The organism is Atribacterota bacterium, from assembly GCA_039638595.1.
Taxonomy (GTDB): domain Bacteria; phylum Atribacterota; class Atribacteria; order Atribacterales; family Caldatribacteriaceae; genus Profundicultor; species Profundicultor thermophilus.
Genome location: JBDIWM010000005.1, coordinates 1 through 16319 on the forward strand (window position 1 = coordinate 1; position 16319 = coordinate 16319).

18 protein-coding genes are annotated in these 16319 nt (G+C 45.5%); 6 read left to right on the top strand and 12 right to left on the bottom strand.

The features are described 5' to 3' along the window. The 3 genes from ABDK92_02290 to ABDK92_02300 all read left to right on the top strand — a co-directional run. A partial coding sequence (locus ABDK92_02290) for a transketolase C-terminal domain-containing protein (GenBank protein ID MEN3185451.1) occupies window positions 1–347 on the top strand: 347 nt, incomplete at its 5' end. Between the two features lie 82 nt (window positions 348–429). Continuing rightward, complete coding sequence (locus ABDK92_02295) at window positions 430–1377, top strand: sugar-binding transcriptional regulator (GenBank protein MEN3185452.1); 948 nt, start codon at window positions 430–432, stop codon at window positions 1375–1377. A 284-nt stretch (window positions 1378–1661) separates the two neighbouring features. Beyond that, entirely contained in the window at window positions 1662–2597 is a 936-nt protein-coding gene (locus ABDK92_02300; protein ID MEN3185453.1) for a tetratricopeptide repeat protein, read from the top strand. On the opposite strand, the gene ABDK92_02305 is transcribed toward ABDK92_02300, so the two are convergent. From ABDK92_02305 to hisJ, 5 genes are all read right to left on the bottom strand, one after another. Further along, the gene (locus ABDK92_02305; GenBank protein ID MEN3185454.1) at window positions 2583–2891 is read right to left on the bottom strand and encodes a DUF1667 domain-containing protein; all 309 of its coding nucleotides are present in this window, start codon (window positions 2889–2891) and stop codon (window positions 2583–2585) included. The genes ABDK92_02300 and ABDK92_02305 overlap by 15 nt on opposite strands. Window positions 2892–2952: 61 nt before the next feature. After that, window positions 2953–4215, bottom strand: a complete 1263-nt coding sequence (locus ABDK92_02310) for an FAD-dependent oxidoreductase (protein MEN3185455.1) — start codon at window positions 4213–4215, stop codon at window positions 2953–2955. Then, window positions 4199–5650, bottom strand: a complete 1452-nt coding sequence (locus ABDK92_02315; GenBank protein MEN3185456.1) for an NAD(P)/FAD-dependent oxidoreductase — start codon at window positions 5648–5650, stop codon at window positions 4199–4201. The genes ABDK92_02310 and ABDK92_02315 overlap by 17 nt, the downstream gene beginning before the upstream one ends. Window positions 5651–5663: 13 nt before the next feature. Beyond that, window positions 5664–6251, bottom strand: coding sequence for a glycerol-3-phosphate responsive antiterminator (locus ABDK92_02320; protein MEN3185457.1), 588 nt, complete (start codon window positions 6249–6251; stop codon window positions 5664–5666). A 276-nt stretch (window positions 6252–6527) separates the two neighbouring features. Next, a complete protein-coding gene (hisJ, locus tag ABDK92_02325; protein ID MEN3185458.1) occupies window positions 6528–7334 on the bottom strand; it encodes a histidinol-phosphatase HisJ in 807 nt (268 codons plus the stop codon). Window positions 7335–7503: 169 nt separating this feature from the next. On the opposite strand from hisJ, the gene ABDK92_02330 reads away from it, so the two are divergent. Then, window positions 7504–8277, top strand: coding sequence for a DUF1638 domain-containing protein (locus ABDK92_02330; protein ID MEN3185459.1), 774 nt, complete (start codon window positions 7504–7506; stop codon window positions 8275–8277). A 1-nt stretch (window position 8278) separates the two neighbouring features. Here the strand turns inward: ABDK92_02330 and ABDK92_02335 are convergent, their stop codons facing one another. The 5 genes from ABDK92_02335 to ABDK92_02355 are packed head-to-tail and all read right to left on the bottom strand — an operon-like array spanning window position 8279 to window position 12097. Further along, a complete protein-coding gene (locus ABDK92_02335; protein MEN3185460.1) occupies window positions 8279–8593 on the bottom strand; it encodes a bh protein in 315 nt (104 codons plus the stop codon). A 22-nt stretch (window positions 8594–8615) separates the two neighbouring features. Continuing rightward, on the bottom strand, window positions 8616–9911 hold the full coding sequence (locus tag ABDK92_02340) for a homoserine dehydrogenase (protein MEN3185461.1): 1296 nt from the start codon (window positions 9909–9911) through the stop codon (window positions 8616–8618). A gap of 11 nt (window positions 9912–9922) precedes the next feature. Further along, window positions 9923–10651 carry an amino acid ABC transporter ATP-binding protein gene (locus ABDK92_02345; GenBank protein ID MEN3185462.1) on the bottom strand — a complete coding sequence of 243 codons (729 nt, stop codon included), beginning with the start codon at window positions 10649–10651 and terminating at the stop codon, window positions 9923–9925. A 4-nt stretch (window positions 10652–10655) separates the two neighbouring features. Continuing rightward, on the bottom strand, window positions 10656–11312 hold the full coding sequence (gene ehuC / locus ABDK92_02350; GenBank protein ID MEN3185463.1) for an ectoine/hydroxyectoine ABC transporter permease subunit EhuC: 657 nt from the start codon (window positions 11310–11312) through the stop codon (window positions 10656–10658). Window positions 11313–11326: 14 nt separating this feature from the next. Continuing rightward, entirely contained in the window at window positions 11327–12097 is a 771-nt protein-coding gene (locus ABDK92_02355; protein MEN3185464.1) for a basic amino acid ABC transporter substrate-binding protein, read from the bottom strand. Between the two features lie 193 nt (window positions 12098–12290). Between ABDK92_02355 and ABDK92_02360 the strand changes: the two genes are divergently transcribed. Continuing rightward, complete coding sequence (locus tag ABDK92_02360) at window positions 12291–13979, top strand: hypothetical protein (GenBank protein ID MEN3185465.1); 1689 nt, start codon at window positions 12291–12293, stop codon at window positions 13977–13979. On the opposite strand, the gene ABDK92_02365 is transcribed toward ABDK92_02360, so the two are convergent. Together ABDK92_02365 and mutY are read right to left on the bottom strand one after the other, a co-directional pair. After that, window positions 13966–14916, bottom strand: coding sequence for an alpha/beta hydrolase (locus tag ABDK92_02365; protein MEN3185466.1), 951 nt, complete (start codon window positions 14914–14916; stop codon window positions 13966–13968). The two genes, ABDK92_02360 and ABDK92_02365, sit on opposite strands and share 14 nt — an antisense overlap. Then, the gene (gene mutY / locus ABDK92_02370; protein MEN3185467.1) at window positions 14916–15959 is read right to left on the bottom strand and encodes an A/G-specific adenine glycosylase; all 1044 of its coding nucleotides are present in this window, start codon (window positions 15957–15959) and stop codon (window positions 14916–14918) included. The genes ABDK92_02365 and mutY overlap by 1 nt, the downstream gene beginning before the upstream one ends. 69 nt (window positions 15960–16028) lie before the next feature. Here mutY and ABDK92_02375 point away from each other — a divergent pair, with 69 nt between their 5' ends. Then, window positions 16029–16292 (top strand): hypothetical protein, encoded by a 264-nt coding sequence (locus tag ABDK92_02375; protein ID MEN3185468.1) that lies wholly within the window; start codon window positions 16029–16031, stop codon window positions 16290–16292. Window positions 16293–16319: the final 27 nt, after the last annotated feature.

The following is a 16319-nucleotide window of genomic DNA, read 5'->3' on the forward strand; positions in this document are numbered from 1 at the left end:
CTATCATGGTCTCACGGAGTTTAGAAGCAGCGACGATTCTTGCTCAGCAGGGAATTGAAGCCGAAGTTCTGGATTTGCGCAGTCTGAGACCTTTGGATGAAGAGCTCATTTTACAATCAGTTAGGAAAACCAATAGAGCCATCATAATCTATGAACCATCAAAGTTCGGTGCCTTTGGTGCCGAAATCGCAGCACTCATCATGGAAAAAGCCTTTGATTACCTTGATGCTCCTGTAATTCGACTGGGCGGAGAAGAAATGCCACCTCCGTACAATCCCAATCTGGAGAAAAAACTGGTGCCTCAGGTGGAAGACATTATTCGGGGCGTTCAAGAAATGGTGACCTAAAATATATCTCTATCCTATGCTTTTCGTCTGTCCAGCCTTGTGGTACAGTAGCAAAGAGGGTCTTTCCAAGGGAGGATAAGCCTTGAAAAGGTTCAATCAGCGAGAACTTTTGATAGAAGTTGCACGACTATATTATTATCAGCACCTTACCCAAGAACAGGTGGGAGAAGCTCTGGGTATTTCTCGTCAGAAAGTATCACGCCTTCTTAACCGAGCCTATGAAGAGGGAATCGTCCAGATTAGAATTGCTGAATCCCTTTCTCCTCTCTCTCAAATGGAAGGAGAACTGTGTCAAAAGTTTGGGTTAAAAGAAATCAAAATTGCCCGCCTTTTTGCCCGAGAAGAATATCTTGCTACAAGAAGAATCGCCCAGGAGGCAGCTTACTTTCTAGTCAACAAACTGGAGCCCTATACCACTCTGGGTGTAGCATACGGGAAAACCCTTTATGAAATGACCAATTTCCTCACCAGAAGATTGATTCCTGGTCTCCGGGTCATCCAGATTATGGGTGGATATGGAAAACTGAAGGGAGAAGTCATGTCCATTGAATTGGCTCAGCGCATTGCCGATGCATTTGAGGGTGATGTGGTTTTTCTGCTTGCTCCGGCTTTTTGCCGAGATGAGAAAACCAAAAAAGCCATAGAAGGTGAAGAACGTATCCGGCGGGTGCTAGACCTTGCAAGGCGTGCGGACGTCGCTCTTGTTGGTATCGGTGGTTTAGAACCGACCTCTACCCTTATGGACACTGGAGACATTCAGGAAGATGAAAAAGAGGAACTTCTGCACCATGGGGCTGTGGGGAACATTTGCGGAAATTTCTACAACCAGCTTGGTGAGCCAGTGGCTTCCAGAGCTGATGAACGGCGAATTGGCGTGACCATTGCTGATCTAAAGAAAATTTCCCAGGTGGTGGGTGTTGCAGGAGGAGAAAAGAAATTTTCTGCCATTTTGGGAGCCTTACGCGGGAAACTCATCACGACAATCATAACTGACGAATTAACTGCCGAAAAACTCCTCAAAGTAGAGTAAGGTTCGTGCAATGCGCTATCAAAGAAAACGTTGTCCAGCGCACAGGAAGAATCAATTGCATGAGTCTGTCCTCCCACAAAACTTTACAAACCCCCGAAAACACAAAATTTCCCAGATAGTTCCTGTTCAAAGGGTAACCAATAAATGCTTTATGATTCGTGATGGTCTTCTCAACCCCTTCTCCGGTTGGAACCACAAAGTAGGTCCAAGAGATAGAAATGGAATATGCCATACGATTGGCAAAGAAAATGAAAAACAATACAATAGAATAAGGTGATGAAGACATGGAAAAGCAAAAATCGAAGGGTATACCGGAACTTGATGAAGTTCGATCCTGGATCGAAGAGTACGTAAAAAGGGTTGCCAATCTCAAGGATCAGAAAGGGAAAGAGGTTGAGCTCCTCTGCTTACGAGACAGAATTGAAGAATGGCTCTCGTTTTATCGTTCTCAGGGAGCGTTCGTCGACCCTGAAGAGACCCGAGTAGGAAACTTTGATGCGCTCTTTGAAAAACAATGTTTCCTCTTCATCAGGATGCTCGGTAAAAGAACTTTAGAAGAAGAAAGAAAAAAACACAATCCCCCAAAAGAGCGATGGTGGTGGTGGATCGATGAAACAGTAAAACAAAAAAGAAGAGCACAAGCTCGCAAGAGACTGATGTTCTCGGGAGTTACTGTGGCAATCATACTTTCCCTTTATTTCCTGGTTTTCCGTCTTCCTCCTGCAGAACAGAACTACTTAAATGCCATGAGTCGAGCTGAACAGGGGATCGACAAAGCACAATGGGAGGAAGCCATTCAGGCCTGTCAAGAAGCCATTACTCTTTTTCCCGAACGTTCCACTCCATACGTTATTATGGGGTGTATCTACGAAAAACTCGGTAAGGAAGAAAACGCAAAAGCGATCTTTGCACAGGTTGAATCCTTGTACTCCAGAAAATCCGATTTCCTCCTTGAGAAAGCCATGTGGTACTTCCGGCTGGCACTTCTTGACCGATCGAAAGCCACCATTGCAGAAATATTAGAAGAAGATCCGGAAAATCTCTCGGCATTGAATCTTCTCGGTTCTCTCTATGAAGCAGAAAACAAAGTTGTGGAAGCGATAAAAGTCTACGAAAAACTTCTAGCGCTAGCGGAGGAAAAGGAAGAACTGAACCTCATTCCCATGGTTAAGATGAAAATCGGGATGTTGCAATTGAAATTACCACTAACTCTTCCTTAAGATTTTTCCATTAGAGACTACGGTTCTCGTTGCTAAAAGATGAACCCCTTTTTCTCCTAAAAGATTTTCCACAATCACCGTACCCCTTTTTATCGGTGCCTGGACCTCAAGGGACTTGAGAAAAATCATCAGTTCTCTGATTTTCCCTTTGGGGAAAGGTGCAGAAGTTCGAACCGGAAGTCTTGGGATTACTCCACCACGGATGGGTATGGTGGTCGTTACCAGCCGGCAAGGAGCAGTGATTTCCCTGTAGGCATATTCTTTCCCCCGTTTACACCCACCTCTAATGGTCAACGAATCGCCTTCTCTTATTCCTTCCAAATGGCAACTTTGTGGGCAAACCACACAAATCAGTTTAACCGATTCCATGGACTCTTTTCCCCCTGATACTGACCTGAATTTCACCCTCCTCCGACGGCCAGGAAATATCCCACATGTTCATTTTAACCATTTCACTGGGGTAACAAAGCGGAACTGACACTGCTTGAAATTCCCTACCTTCAAAAGAAAACGAAAGAACTGCGTCACGAAAAGCATGCTGGGATCGTATGAACAGAAACCCCTCCCGTCCTTCTCGAATCCGCTGAGGAATCACATGAGAAACCCCTGAAGCCGGCACGAGCATATGACGTACCGGTTTTCTCTCCCAAGGGTTAATACGAATCGCTCTCCCCACCATCGTGGAAACCATAGTCACATAATCCACCAGGTCAAACACTGCAACCACATTGCCACAGGCAAAAAACCCCGCTTTATCACAGGAAAAATATTCGTCGACGAACGGACCACCGGTAAAAGGACAAAGAGGAATACCAGCCTTCTTGCTTAAATCATTTTCTGGAATGAGACCTACGGAAAGAAGCACCGTATCACACTCAACGTATTGCTCACTTCCTGAAACGATTTGACCCCGGTCATCGACTCTACTAATGAGTACACCTTCTACCCGATCTCTCCCTAAAATTTTGGTAACCGTGTGGGAGAGAAGAAGCGGAATATCAAAGTCTAAGAGACACTGGACATAATTCCGCAACAGTCCACTGAGTGAATGCTTGATTTCCACCACGGCTTTTACGCACGCTCCTTCGAGCGCCAATCTCCGAGCCATGATAAGCCCAATATCCCCAGAACCCAGAATGACAATTTCCTTCCCCGGAAGATATCCTTCCACATTAACCAGATATTGTGCCAATCCAGCTGTAAAAACACCCGCTGGTCGGTGACCCGGGATACGGAGCATTCCTCTGGTACGTTCCCGACATCCCATACCCAGCACCACATTCTCCGCATAGAACTCCCAAACCCCTGCAGGATTCACGGCTCTGACGATTCTATCTTCAGTTATCTCCAGAACCGTGGTATCGAGAAAAATTTCGACCTGAGTCTTTTCCAACTGTTCAACGAAGTGTTCAGCATATTCTGGTCCAGTCAACTCTTCTCCAAAATAGTGAAGCCCGAAGCCGGTATGGATACATTGATTGAGGATTCCTCCTAAGTATTTTCCCCGCTCCAAAAGAAACACAGGCCGTGCACCATTCTCAAAAGAAGACAGTGCGGCTGCCATGCCTGCTGGGCCGCCACCGATTACCACCACTTGAGCTTCAACACGTCTGGGCATTGTCTTGTACCACGTCCTCAATCTTTCCTAAAAAATAGAAAGAACCCCTTCCTGATTTCAAAATTTCTTTTACCCCGCGATGAAGTTCCTGCATCATAATGATGGGAAGATACATTCCGCAAAATCCCCCCTGACACCGCCCGGCCATCACCCGTACCCTTCTTTTGAGGCCATCGAGGGTGGAAGCAGGAATAGGACCGAAAAAGGCGTGCTTTACTTCAGCTAGAGTGACTTCTTCACAACGACAGATAATTTTTCCCCAGTCAGGATTTTCCACAATCAGGCGTTCTCTTTCTTCGAAACTGCAATTTCTGAAAACTGGAAAAGCCGTTCGGGGAGAAACCCTTTTCTCCCACAACGTGATTCCAGAATCCTTCAATTTCTCCCCCACGTATTCGGCAATTCCTAAAGAAGCCGTAATACCAGGAGATTCAATACCACAAAGGTGTAAAAGACCTGGAAAAGAGGAAGAGAAGAAAATACGGAAATCTCTTTCTGGAAGTGTAGGTCGCAAACCTGAAAATGTGGTAATCGTTTGCTCAAGTGGCAAAGAGGGAACCAATCTGCGAGCACCCTCTTCAACCTCTTTAAGCCCCTGAAATGTGGTCGCAGTATCCTCTTCATCCACAGGCTCAAAATTGGGACCAACCAAGATATTTCCCTCAGGAGTCGGAGAAACCAGTATCCCTTTACTCTCAACCGTAGGAACAGGATAGAGAACATGCCGGACCAACGAATCGCACTCTCTATCGAGCACGAAATACTGCCCCCGGAAGAGTCGATGAGAGGGTACAGCATCGTGACTTTTCTGGGCAAGTTTCGTTGCGGATAAACCAGTGCAATTGACTACTCTTCTCCCCAAATAACAATCGTTTCTTCCCAGAACTTTAATGAATTTGTCCCCACCCTCAAACTCCATAACCTCTTCGTCAAAGACAAAGGACACCCCGTTGAGTGCAGCAAACTCAGCCAGAGCTAGAGTCATAGCGAACGGAGAAACAACCCTTGTTTCCGGGTCGTAGTAACAGGCAAAGACGCGAGGACTCAATGATGGTTCGATCTCATTTGATTCCATAGGTCCTATGATTTCGGCACCCGGAATAGCACCTCTTTCCTTGAGAATCCTCAGAAAAGCCGCCTCTTCTCTGGTGAACGCCACAGTCAAGGCACCAGTCTTGAGGAAATGAAGACTGAGCTCTGCTTCTACCTGAGGAAAAAGCGCCAGAGACCGAAGATGGAGTTCTCCCTTCAAGGTGTAAGGGGTCCAGTAACTTTGAGAGTGGATGATTCCAGTGTTTGCCTTACTCACTCCGCAACAAACATCACTTTCTCTTTCTAAAAGTAAAACTTCCAAATCGAAATGCGACAAATACCAGGCCACGGCACATCCCACAATACCTCCACCAATGATGATCACATCAAACACCTTTTCCATCAAAGGGAACTCCTCACCACTGTATATGGTTCATTCGCCAAAGATTTTTCGCACTCGTTGAAATTCCCACTGCGCCATTCTGTAAAATTTCCCTGGCTTCGTTCATTTCTCGTATAAACCCTCCACAAATAATGGGAGGAAAAGTATCCTTAGGAACGAAAGACTTAATTTTGGGAAATATCACCCCAGGCAACAATTCCACCGCATCAGGAGCCACATCCTTGACAATCTTGAAACCAGTTTTCAGTGACTCGCTGTCGATACAAAACAATCGGAAAATGGAAATAAATCCAGCTTTTTTTGCTAGCGTCAAGGTCCGAGTTCGTGTGGAAATAATGCCTTTTACCAGAGGAAACGTTTCCCGAATAAAAATTAAGCCACTCTCGTCCGAAGCAATACCCCCAAAAAGGTCAATATGCAAAAGGAAATAAGGTACTTCGGCAAACTGTAACAGGACATCTCTTATTTCCAGAACGTTACTTTCCAGAAGAAAAAAAACCTGACAGAGAGCACGATCAGCCTCACCCACGGTAGGAAGTGAAGAGGTCCGAAGAGCTCCAATGATGGGATATTGACGCAAGGTCTTCAAAAATCCTTCCATACATTCCCTCCAAAAATAAAAGCCTTCCAGAATATATTCTGGAAGGCTTTCTCCTCTTCTCCAAGCCATACTCAGTATACCATATTCTGAATTCCTTGTCATCTCCCTCTTCGCTGAAACGTATTGCTCAAAAAAATACCGAGTATCGCCAAAAGGAGAATCCAGATAAAGTTGCTCACCCAAAAGGATTGAGGATTGCTTCTTAAAAGAAAGAGATAAATAAAAGGTGCGAAAACAACCAACACCGCCATGGCGGTGATCATACGCATACTTCACCTACAGGGGGTAGAGGGTCCTTTTTTGCTTTGTAAAAGAAACCAGGTTTCGGAAACCAGCATCTCGAGCCAACGACAAAGCAGTATGAAAACTCCTTCCTACCTCATGGGGCCGGTGCGCATCAGAACCGAGGCAAAGTTGCAAGCCAATTTCATTAGCTCTTTTTAGAATCGCAAAAGAAGGATACATTTCACCAACAGGTTTATAAAAACCAGCGGTGTTTATTTCGAGTACCATGTCATGTTCTTGGCAGGATTGTAAAACTTCCTCAACTTCCGTAATGGCCTCCGTTGCCAGAAAACCAAACTTTTTGGGAAGATCAAAATGAGCTACCACATCGAAAATACCAGTTTCAACACCCATTTTTAGGGTTCGATAATACCTCCGATACACTTCGTTGATATTTTCTTCCTGATAACGTCCAATATATTTGGGATGATCAAAAGGCCAGCCATCCAGGTAATGAACAGAAAGGAGTAAGTAGTCCCAGGAATAGAAATGAACCACAGCATCCAGTTCCTTTTCTTTGTCTGGAACAAAATCTACTTCTAACCCGATACGAATGGTGATTGCTCCCCAGTATTTTGCCTTGAGCTCTTCCACCTCTTGAATGTACAGCGACAATTCTTCTTCCGGAATCGCTGACTCCCTTTTCCTCTCCTCCTTCGGCAGAAAATATTGAGGAGAGTGACCCGAAAAACCAATTTCCGTAATTCCCTTCTGAAGGGCTTCCTTTATGTATTCTTCGTAATCTCCCTCCGCATCACCACAGCGAGGAGTATGCACATGGTAATCACAGAGAAACATATCCACACCTCCATTTCGAGATATCAGCCGCATCTTAGAGTAGCAGAGAAAAAAAGGAGCCGCAAGAAGAATTATCGAAAGACCATAATTCCGAAAGTACTGAGAAAACTTTACAAAGGATGACCGAAAGCATAGAATAACCACAAAAACCTTAAGAAAGGAATGAACCATGCACAGTGTGGTGAAAAAAAGATTTAAGGTCCTGGCCTGCCAAGTGTTTCGTCGCGAGCTTTCCTTTTTGAGTTCCCAAATAGAAAACTTTTGCGAAGTCGAGTTTATTTCCTTTGGACTTCACAATACCCCGCAAAAACTTAGAGAATTCCTTCAAAAGAAAATAAACCAGGTTCAAAAGCAAACTTTTTTTTATCCCGAAATTGGCACTGAATATGGATACGACTATGAGGGCATTATCCTGGTATACGGATTGTGCAGCAACGGCACGGACGGCATTTATTCCCCATCATATCCCCTGGTTATCCCTCGCGCCCATGATTGCATTACGCTCCTTCTGGGCTCCAAGGAAAAGTACGAACAGTACATCCAAATCCACCGGGGTGTTTACTGGTACTCCTCGGGCTGGATTGAACACTCCATCCAGCCAGGACCAGAACGCTGGAAACTCATTTATCAAGCCTATGCCAATAAATATGGACCAGAAAATGCCGAATATCTCATGCAGTTAGAGAATAACTGGCAGCGGGAATATTCCTGGGCAGTATACATCAAATGGGGCTTCCCTGTCGACCAAAAATATCAGGATTTCACCAGAGAGTGCGCCCAGGCTTTAGGATGGAATTACGAGAGTATCGACGGAGATTCACGTCTTCTGTGGGATCTTCTTTCGGGAAACTGGGATACGGAACGATTCGTCGTTCTCAAACCTGGAGAAACATTACAAGCCAGCGGTAATGAAAGTATTTTTTGCCAGGGTTGTGTTCGGTAATTTAATCATCCTGAAGCGATTCCAGTTCTTTTAAAATTCGGTAGGGCTTGGTTACAATCCGAAATGGAATACTGCTGAAAAAGGAGAAGAGGTCTTTTTCATATTCTTCAGTAAGGCGTCGAGGTTTGGTGAGTACTCTCTTGAGTAAATCTTCTCCATAGAGCGTAAGAAGCTTTTTTTGGTCAAAACTCACCTCAAGACCGCACTCCTCACATCGTATGATACGGATTACTTCCCCCTGATACACCACGCTATGGAGTGTATCCTTTTGACAGCGTAAACAGGTCAAAGAGGTCTTCATTTTTTCTTTTTCCAAACCATCACCCCTTTCCTCAGGTTTAACTCCCCTGCTCCACGCGAATTGCATAGACATCCTGTACAACTTCCAGCTTTTTAATCTTCTCCAGAGAATTACGGAGTTTTTCCTCAACCACATCATGAGTCAGGAAATAGATATTGGTCAACCTTCCTGGAGTACTTACCGGTTGCTTCACGGCCTGCAAACTGACCCCAGCTTCACCAAACTGCGTCGCAATTTTACCCAGAACACCGGGAACATCCAGAGCCAAAACTCGGACGCAGTATCGAGTAACAAGCTCATTGATGGACCGAACTTCTAGCTCACAGGTACAGGTACATCCAACTCTGCCTTTGCACCGGAACTGGATATTCCGAATAGCCTCAATGATATCTCCCACCAAAGCACTCCCTGTTGCTTCCCCTCCAGCCCCGGGTCCACGAAACGTCAGTGCCCGAGTCTTTGACTTGATGTAGATGGCATTTTCCACACCATTCACGGTAGCCAGGGGGTGCTCAAGTGGTAAAAGTACCGGATGAACTCGAAGCTCAAGCTGTCCATCTATTTTCTTGGAAATGGCAAGGAGCTTGACTGCAAAACCGAGCTCATTAGCAAAATCGATATCCTCCGGAATCAACCGAGTAATGCCTTCCCGAAACACCTTTTCCACATCCACCTTAGTGTGAAAGCAAAGGGAGGCCAGAATGGCAATTTTATACGCGGCATCGAAAGCTTCCACATCCATGGTTGGCACAGGCTCGGCGTACCCTCTTTTTTGAGCTTCATAAAGAGCATTTTGGTACGAAGATTTATAAAGAGACATTTCCGAAAGGATAAAATTCGTGGTTCCGTTAACAATACCAATTACTTCCTCAATTTCATCTCCAACCAACTGTTCCTTGAGCGCGTGAATAATGGGAATACCCCCACCCACAGCTCCCTCAAAAAAAAGGTCTGTTTCCATCTCCCCGGCGATTTCCAGAAGCTCTCTACCCTTTTTAGCAATAAGCTCTTTGTTCGGTGTCACCACACTTTTCCCATGCTGTAAAGCCTGAGCAACAATTTCAAACGCCGGTGAAACACCACCAATGGCTTCAACAACGATCTCAATTTCCGGATCCGTAATCACTTCCAAGGGATCGTTTCCCTTCATCTCCGGTGGAAGAACCATATTCCGCTCTCGAATCCAGTCTTTATCAACCACTCGCTTTACCTGAATGGTTACCCCTAACTCTTGCTCAATTTCTGGTTTGCGCTCCCACAGAACTTTTAGGGTCCCCGCTCCCACCGTACCGAAACCAATGACGCCAATGTGGACCGTTTTTTTCTCGTTCATTATGCTTGACCTCAAATATTGATAACTTTACCCAAAAAAGCCCTCGTTCTGGGACTTTTTGGACGGTAAAAAATCTCCTCGGGGGTACCTTCTTCCACGATTTTCCCCTCATCAAGGTAAATCACCCGGTGAGAAACCTCTTTTGCAAACCCCATCTCGTGCGTCACAACGATCATGGTCATACCCTCCTTAGCCAGTTCTTTCATGACATCCAGTACATCGTTGACCGTTTCGGGGTCTAAGGCAGAAGTGGGTTCGTCAAACATCATCACCTTAGGATTCATCGCCAAAGACCGGGCAATAGCAACTCTTTGCTTCTGTCCACCGGACAATTGAGAGGGATACGCATACGCTTTGTCTTCGAGTCCCACCTTACTCAGGAAATTCAATGCAATGGCTTCAGCTTCTTTTCGAGGTACTCTTTTCACCTTTTGAGGAGCCAGTACAATATTTTCCATGACCGTCATATGAGGAAAAAGATTAAAATTCTGAAAAATCATGCCAATTGATTGCCGTAATTTATGAAGGTTGGTATTTTTACCGTTGACGGTTACCCCATCAACGATAATTTCTCCACCCTGAATCGATTCCAACCCATTCAGGCATCGCAAAAAGGTGCTTTTTCCCGAACCTGAAGCTCCTATGATCGCCACCACTTCACCAAAACGAACCTTGAGATTAATGTCCTTGAGCACGTGATGTTTTCCAAAATATTTATTGAGATCCCTTACATCAATAATCCACTCACTCACTATAACGTAACCTTCCTTCTGAATACTTGACTACCCGGGAGATCGCATACGTCATGACAAAATAAAATAAAGCCACACCACTCCAGATCTCAAAGGACTTAAAAGTTCTGGTAATGATAATCTGACCAGTTCTGGTGAGCTCAGCAATCGCGATGGTCGAAACGAGGGATGAATCCTTAAGCAGGGCAATAAACTCGTTCCCCAGGGGGGGAAGAATGCGTACAAAAGCCTGAGGGAGTATCACATGGTACATTGCCTGCCACCAGGTCATCCCTAGGGACAGCGCTGCTTCCATCTGTCCCTGGGCAATCGACTCAATTCCACCTCGTACAATCTCACCCACATAGGCACCACTGTTGATACCCATAGCAATAATGCCGGCCACAAAGGGGTCAAGATTTAACCCAAGAGCCGGTAAACCAAAATAAACCAGGAAAATCTGCACCAGAAGCGGTGTTCCCCTTACCAGCTCAATATATACCGAAGAAATGGCTCTCAAAAACGCATTGGGCCACACTCTCGCCAAACCAGCCAAGACACCAATAACGAGTCCTATTACGATGGAAAGCACAGTAACCCGAAGCGTAACCGTTGCCCCCCAAAATAAGGAAGGAAGCGCTCTATAGAGAGCTAATGCGTCAAAATTCAAATGGAACCTCTCCTTTACCTTTTAACTTCTCCAAACCATTTCCTGTAGATTTCGTCGTACTCACCGGACTCTCTAATTTTCTGTAATGCCTGATTAATAGCTGCTAAAAGTTCGGTATCATCTTTGCGCAACGTTACCCCATATTTTTCTTCTCCTTCTCGAAAAGTGGCTACAATTTCCATATCCGGGAGAATCTTCATCCGGTAGGAAACTTCGGATAGGTCGTTAACCACAGCGTCCGCCCTTCCATTCATAACTTCCATGTAAGCCTTGTCAATGGTATCAAACCGCTTTACTTCTACTCCTTCGATTTCACTCACTGCCAGGTCTCCTGTGGTTCCAATTTGGACTGCCACCACTTTCCCCACCAGGTCTTCCGGCCCTTTAATGGATTCTTTACCCTTCTTGACGGCGATAGCCTGGGAAGTTACGTAATAGGGATCGCTCATGGCTTTCGATTTCAATCGTTCCTCAGTAATGGAAGTCGAAGACATGATAATATCAAACTTTTTAGCATCGAGTGCAGGGAAAATTCCATCCCAGGCGGTGTCGATGAATTCCGCCTCCACCCCCAGCTCTCGAGCAATAGCCCTTCCCAGATCAATGTCAAACCCCACAATGTCCCCCTTTTCATCATGAAATTCCATGGGAGGATAGGTTGCATCGGTACCGATGATCAATTTTCCCCGGACCTTAATATCATCAAGCGTGGAAGCGAAAACAGACCCACTTCCAAAAACACATGCAAGGGAAAAGACTAGAATGAAGATAAGCCACTTTTTCATGTCACAAATCCCCCTTTTTTTGGGAATAATATATTGTTTTTACCCGAGTGTCAACGAAGATTTCCAAAAAGAATCGTGTCCACCTACTCAAAACACCTTCTCTCCTTCAAGAGATGTCCATATATCATTCACTCTTGCTGCCCCTCTGTGATAATATTTTTATACCTCAACATATAAAACAGGAGGAACAACGGTGAAAAGCAATATCAATGTTTTTTTGGGAACTGCGGAAGAGAGTATCAAAACAGCACTTGAAAATCTTGCCAAGGGAAAAATCATCGAACGCATCTGGCAAAAAGATCACACTGTGTGGAAAAAAGACCCTCAGGAAATCCACAATCGTCTTGACTGGCTTACAATTGTGGAGGAAATCGAACCCCAAATAGGAACATTACAGGAATTTGCTCTTGAACTCCATCAGGAAGGATTTCAACAGGCTTTTTTGCTGGGCATGGGAGGGTCAAGTCTCGCTCCGGAACTCTTTGCCCGGGTATTGCCACGGAGGAGTAATGCCCTCGAACTTTTGGTGCTTGATACCACCGATGCCGAAACGATTTCCCGCTACACCCAGATTGCTAACCAGAAAAAAACCCTGTACATCGTTTCCACAAAGTCGGGAAACACTTTAGAAACGCTCATGCTTTTCCGCCACTTTTTTGCTCTGGTGCAAAGGAAAGGTGGGGAAAGCGCCGGGCAATACTTCGTGGCTATCACCGATCCTGGAAGTCCCTTGGTTGACCTGGCACAACAGCACCGTTTCCGCAAAGTTTTTCTCAACAACCCGAATATCGGTGGACGCTACTCGGCCTTTTCTCTTTTTGGTCTTGTTCCAGCAAGTCTAACTGGAGTTAATCTCCATCGCCTTCTCAATTCAGCGAAAGAAGGAATGCAACAATGTTTGCCAAATCTCTCTTTAGAAGAAAACTACGGAGCCCTTCTGGGAAGCATGATGGGTGTGCTGGCTGAAAAAGGCCAGAACAAACCTACGTTTTTCTTTTCCCCACAGCAGTGGAAAAGTTTTGGAGATTGGCTTGAGCAACTCATTGCCGAAAGTACTGGAAAAGAGGGAAAAGGTATCCTCCCAGTTATTGAACACGCTCCTTGCCCGATACACCAGTATGGGGAAGACCGATGGTTTGTAATGATTGGCGATACTCAGAATCCTTTTATGGAACAACTTTCACAAGAAATGCGTAAGGCAAATTGTCCTTTTTTCCATGCCGAATTACCTGATCCGCACACCCTGGGAGAACAGATGTTTCTGTGGGAATTTGCCACAGCCGTTGCCGGTTACTTTTTAGGAATCAACCCCTTTGATCAGCCCAACGTGGAAGAAACAAAAATACTCACCAAGAAGAGAATTCATAACACCCAGACACTACCTGATAGGGGTGCGCTTCTCCTCAACGAAGCGATTACGGTCATTCCTGATCATTCCGCCTCGTCACCTCAGGAAGCTTTTTTTAACCTTTTCCTGCAGCTTCCTCAAAATGGCTATATTGCCCTTCAAGCCTTCCTCCCCTACCGAAAACAGATTGAAGATGAACTCTGGAAAATTGCTTCTACCCTCAGAGACCGTATACGCCGTGCAGTGACCGTAGGGTTCGGCCCCCGTTTCCTCCACTCAACCGGGCAACTCCATAAAGGTGATGACGGAAAAGGAATTTTCATTCAGTTCCTGAGCGAAAACCCTTCACCACTTCCCATTCCAGGGGAACCTTTCGATTTCGACTTTTTGAAAAAAGCCCAGGCTTTTGGAGACCGCGAGGCCCTCCAGAACCGTGGCCGTCAAGTCATAACCTGCATTGTGAAAGAGCCAATTCCTGAATCACTGGCTACAATTCGAGCCATTTTCGAACATCTCCCCCTCACTGAGTGCTAAAGAATTGAACCATTAAAGAGTAGACCTCCTCGGGATGCGTTTCCATGGGGCAATGCGAGGCACCTTTAATAATATAAAGGGGGGTTTCAGGAAAGAACTTTTGAAATCTCTTTGCTTGCTTGCTGGGAATGACGCGGTCTTTTTCGCCCCATATGAGTAAAAAAGGAGGATGAGGTTTCCCGCGAAATGGGGAAAGTCTTAAAAAAGATGCTTGATTCGTTAAGCTCAGAAGGCTTCGAGCAGTGCCTTTACGCTGTAGTGGACGGAAGTACCCTTCTACCTCCTCAGCAGTTGGTTTTCGGCCATACGCCGAAGAAAGACTACGTCGAATGTTCGAACGAGAGAGAAAAACATTGCGAATGAAGGTAATCCAGCATTGCTTTGTCAGGGGAAAGGAAGTAAAGATTTTTAGAAGGTGGAATGAACGAGCTCCCAGGGCGGCATCAATGAGCACCGCACTATAAAATCTTTCCGGTGTTTCCATAGCCATTAGAAAAGCCGTACTGCCTCCCATGGAATGACCAACAAGATGCCACTTTTCATTTGCAACCGACTTGGGAATGACTTCACGATCCAGAGCGTGCAGAAAGTCTAAAAGCAAACGCGCCCGATTTTCGGACTCATGAACCTTCCCTACCACCCTTTCACTGTAGCCAAAACCAGGAAGGTCAATGGCCACTACCACATACCCTGCCTGCGTCAGAAAAGAAGGAGCAAATCGCCAGGAAAATGTTGAGCCGCCCAGGCCATGGATAAGGAGCACTTTCCCCCTCGGTAAGGGTGGAAACCATATCTGATAATGTAAAGAACCGCTGTCACTCCTCCAAAATCGACCATTTTCAAAAGGTGACACTTGCTCCTGAGCCCGCCCTTCCTGGATCACCATCAGAGAAAAAACCAAAAGACAGAAAAAAGTAAACCATCGCTCAATCCGCATCACGTATTCATCCCCCGCTTTCCCATAATAAATTTTTGAAAAAGCCTGAACGCCTTGCGATGGAATGATGAAAAAGGGTATTGCTCAAGGTGGTCGATGTGTTTCCAAACATAACCCCCCAAAGAAAGAGGCCACCCGTTCACATCGATGAAAAATATCCGGGCCTTCACCTGGCGATTACAGTACCCATGGTCAATCTCTCCTACCCATTCTGGAACAGAACCAGAACTTAAACCATGCTTGAAAATCAATTCATCCAAGGAGGCGTTCTCCTGCCAGGGAAACTCCCATAAACCACCAAAAAACCCTTTTTCAGGACGTTTTCGAACAAGTACCTGACCATCTCGATGGTAGAAAACAATCACGGCTTCCACAGTTTCACGAGTGCGTGCTCGACGAACCGGTCTTATACATTGAGTGTTCCGCTGAAAAGCGAAACACTCTTCCTTCACCGGACAGAGCACACAGCGAGGCTTACGGGGAACACAGACCATAGCCCCCAAATCCATAATTGCCTGATTCACAAGACGCGCCTCTCCTTTTTGAACCAGAGAAGCCCCAAAATCGAAAATCGCCGTTTGAGCTTTTTTGGTTTCTACAGGAAGAGAAAGGTCTAAGATACGGGCAAAAACCCGTATTGCATTCCCATCGATTGCTGGATATGGTTGATTGTAAGCAATACTTAAAATCGCGCAGGCGGTATAGCGTCCAACTCCTGGAAGTTTGCAGAGCGCATTGTACTCTTCAGGAAATTTTCCCTCGAATTTTTTCACCAACTCTTTAGCCGTCTCGTGCATGTACCGAGGTCGAGTATAGTATCCCAAGCCTTCCCAGACCCTTAATAGTTCTTCCAGAGGAACCTTGGAAAGAGTGAAAACATCTGGAAAATACTGCATCCAGAGAAGGTAACGGGGGATGACCCGTTCAACCTGAGTCTGGCAGAGCATAGTCTCAGCAACCCACACGCTGTAGGGGGAGTAATCTTCCCTCCAGGGAAGTGCCCGTCCTTCTTTATGAAACCACTGAAGAAGTTTGGTATACACTTTTTACTCTCGTTCAGATATGATTAAATAATCAATAATAAAAACAGTGAAAAAGGAGCAAATATGCCCATGTCCAGCCGAACAATCCGTAATGAAGAAGTTCAAAAAATCATCGTCACCATACCTGAAAATCATCACCACATACGTACCGCAATTCTCCTCAACGATGGGACGGAACTCGTTTTCCAGGAAGCAACCATCGCCAATCTCCTTCGAGCCTATACTACGGTGAAGACGCATCCCTCCATTACAAAAGTAGTTCTGGTGGGACAAAGGGTACTGATGCGAAAAGAGGGGTATGCCGAATGGCAGCTCTTGGAAGAAACCCAGTAGAAGGAAGAAAGTCTATTTCCGAAGAAA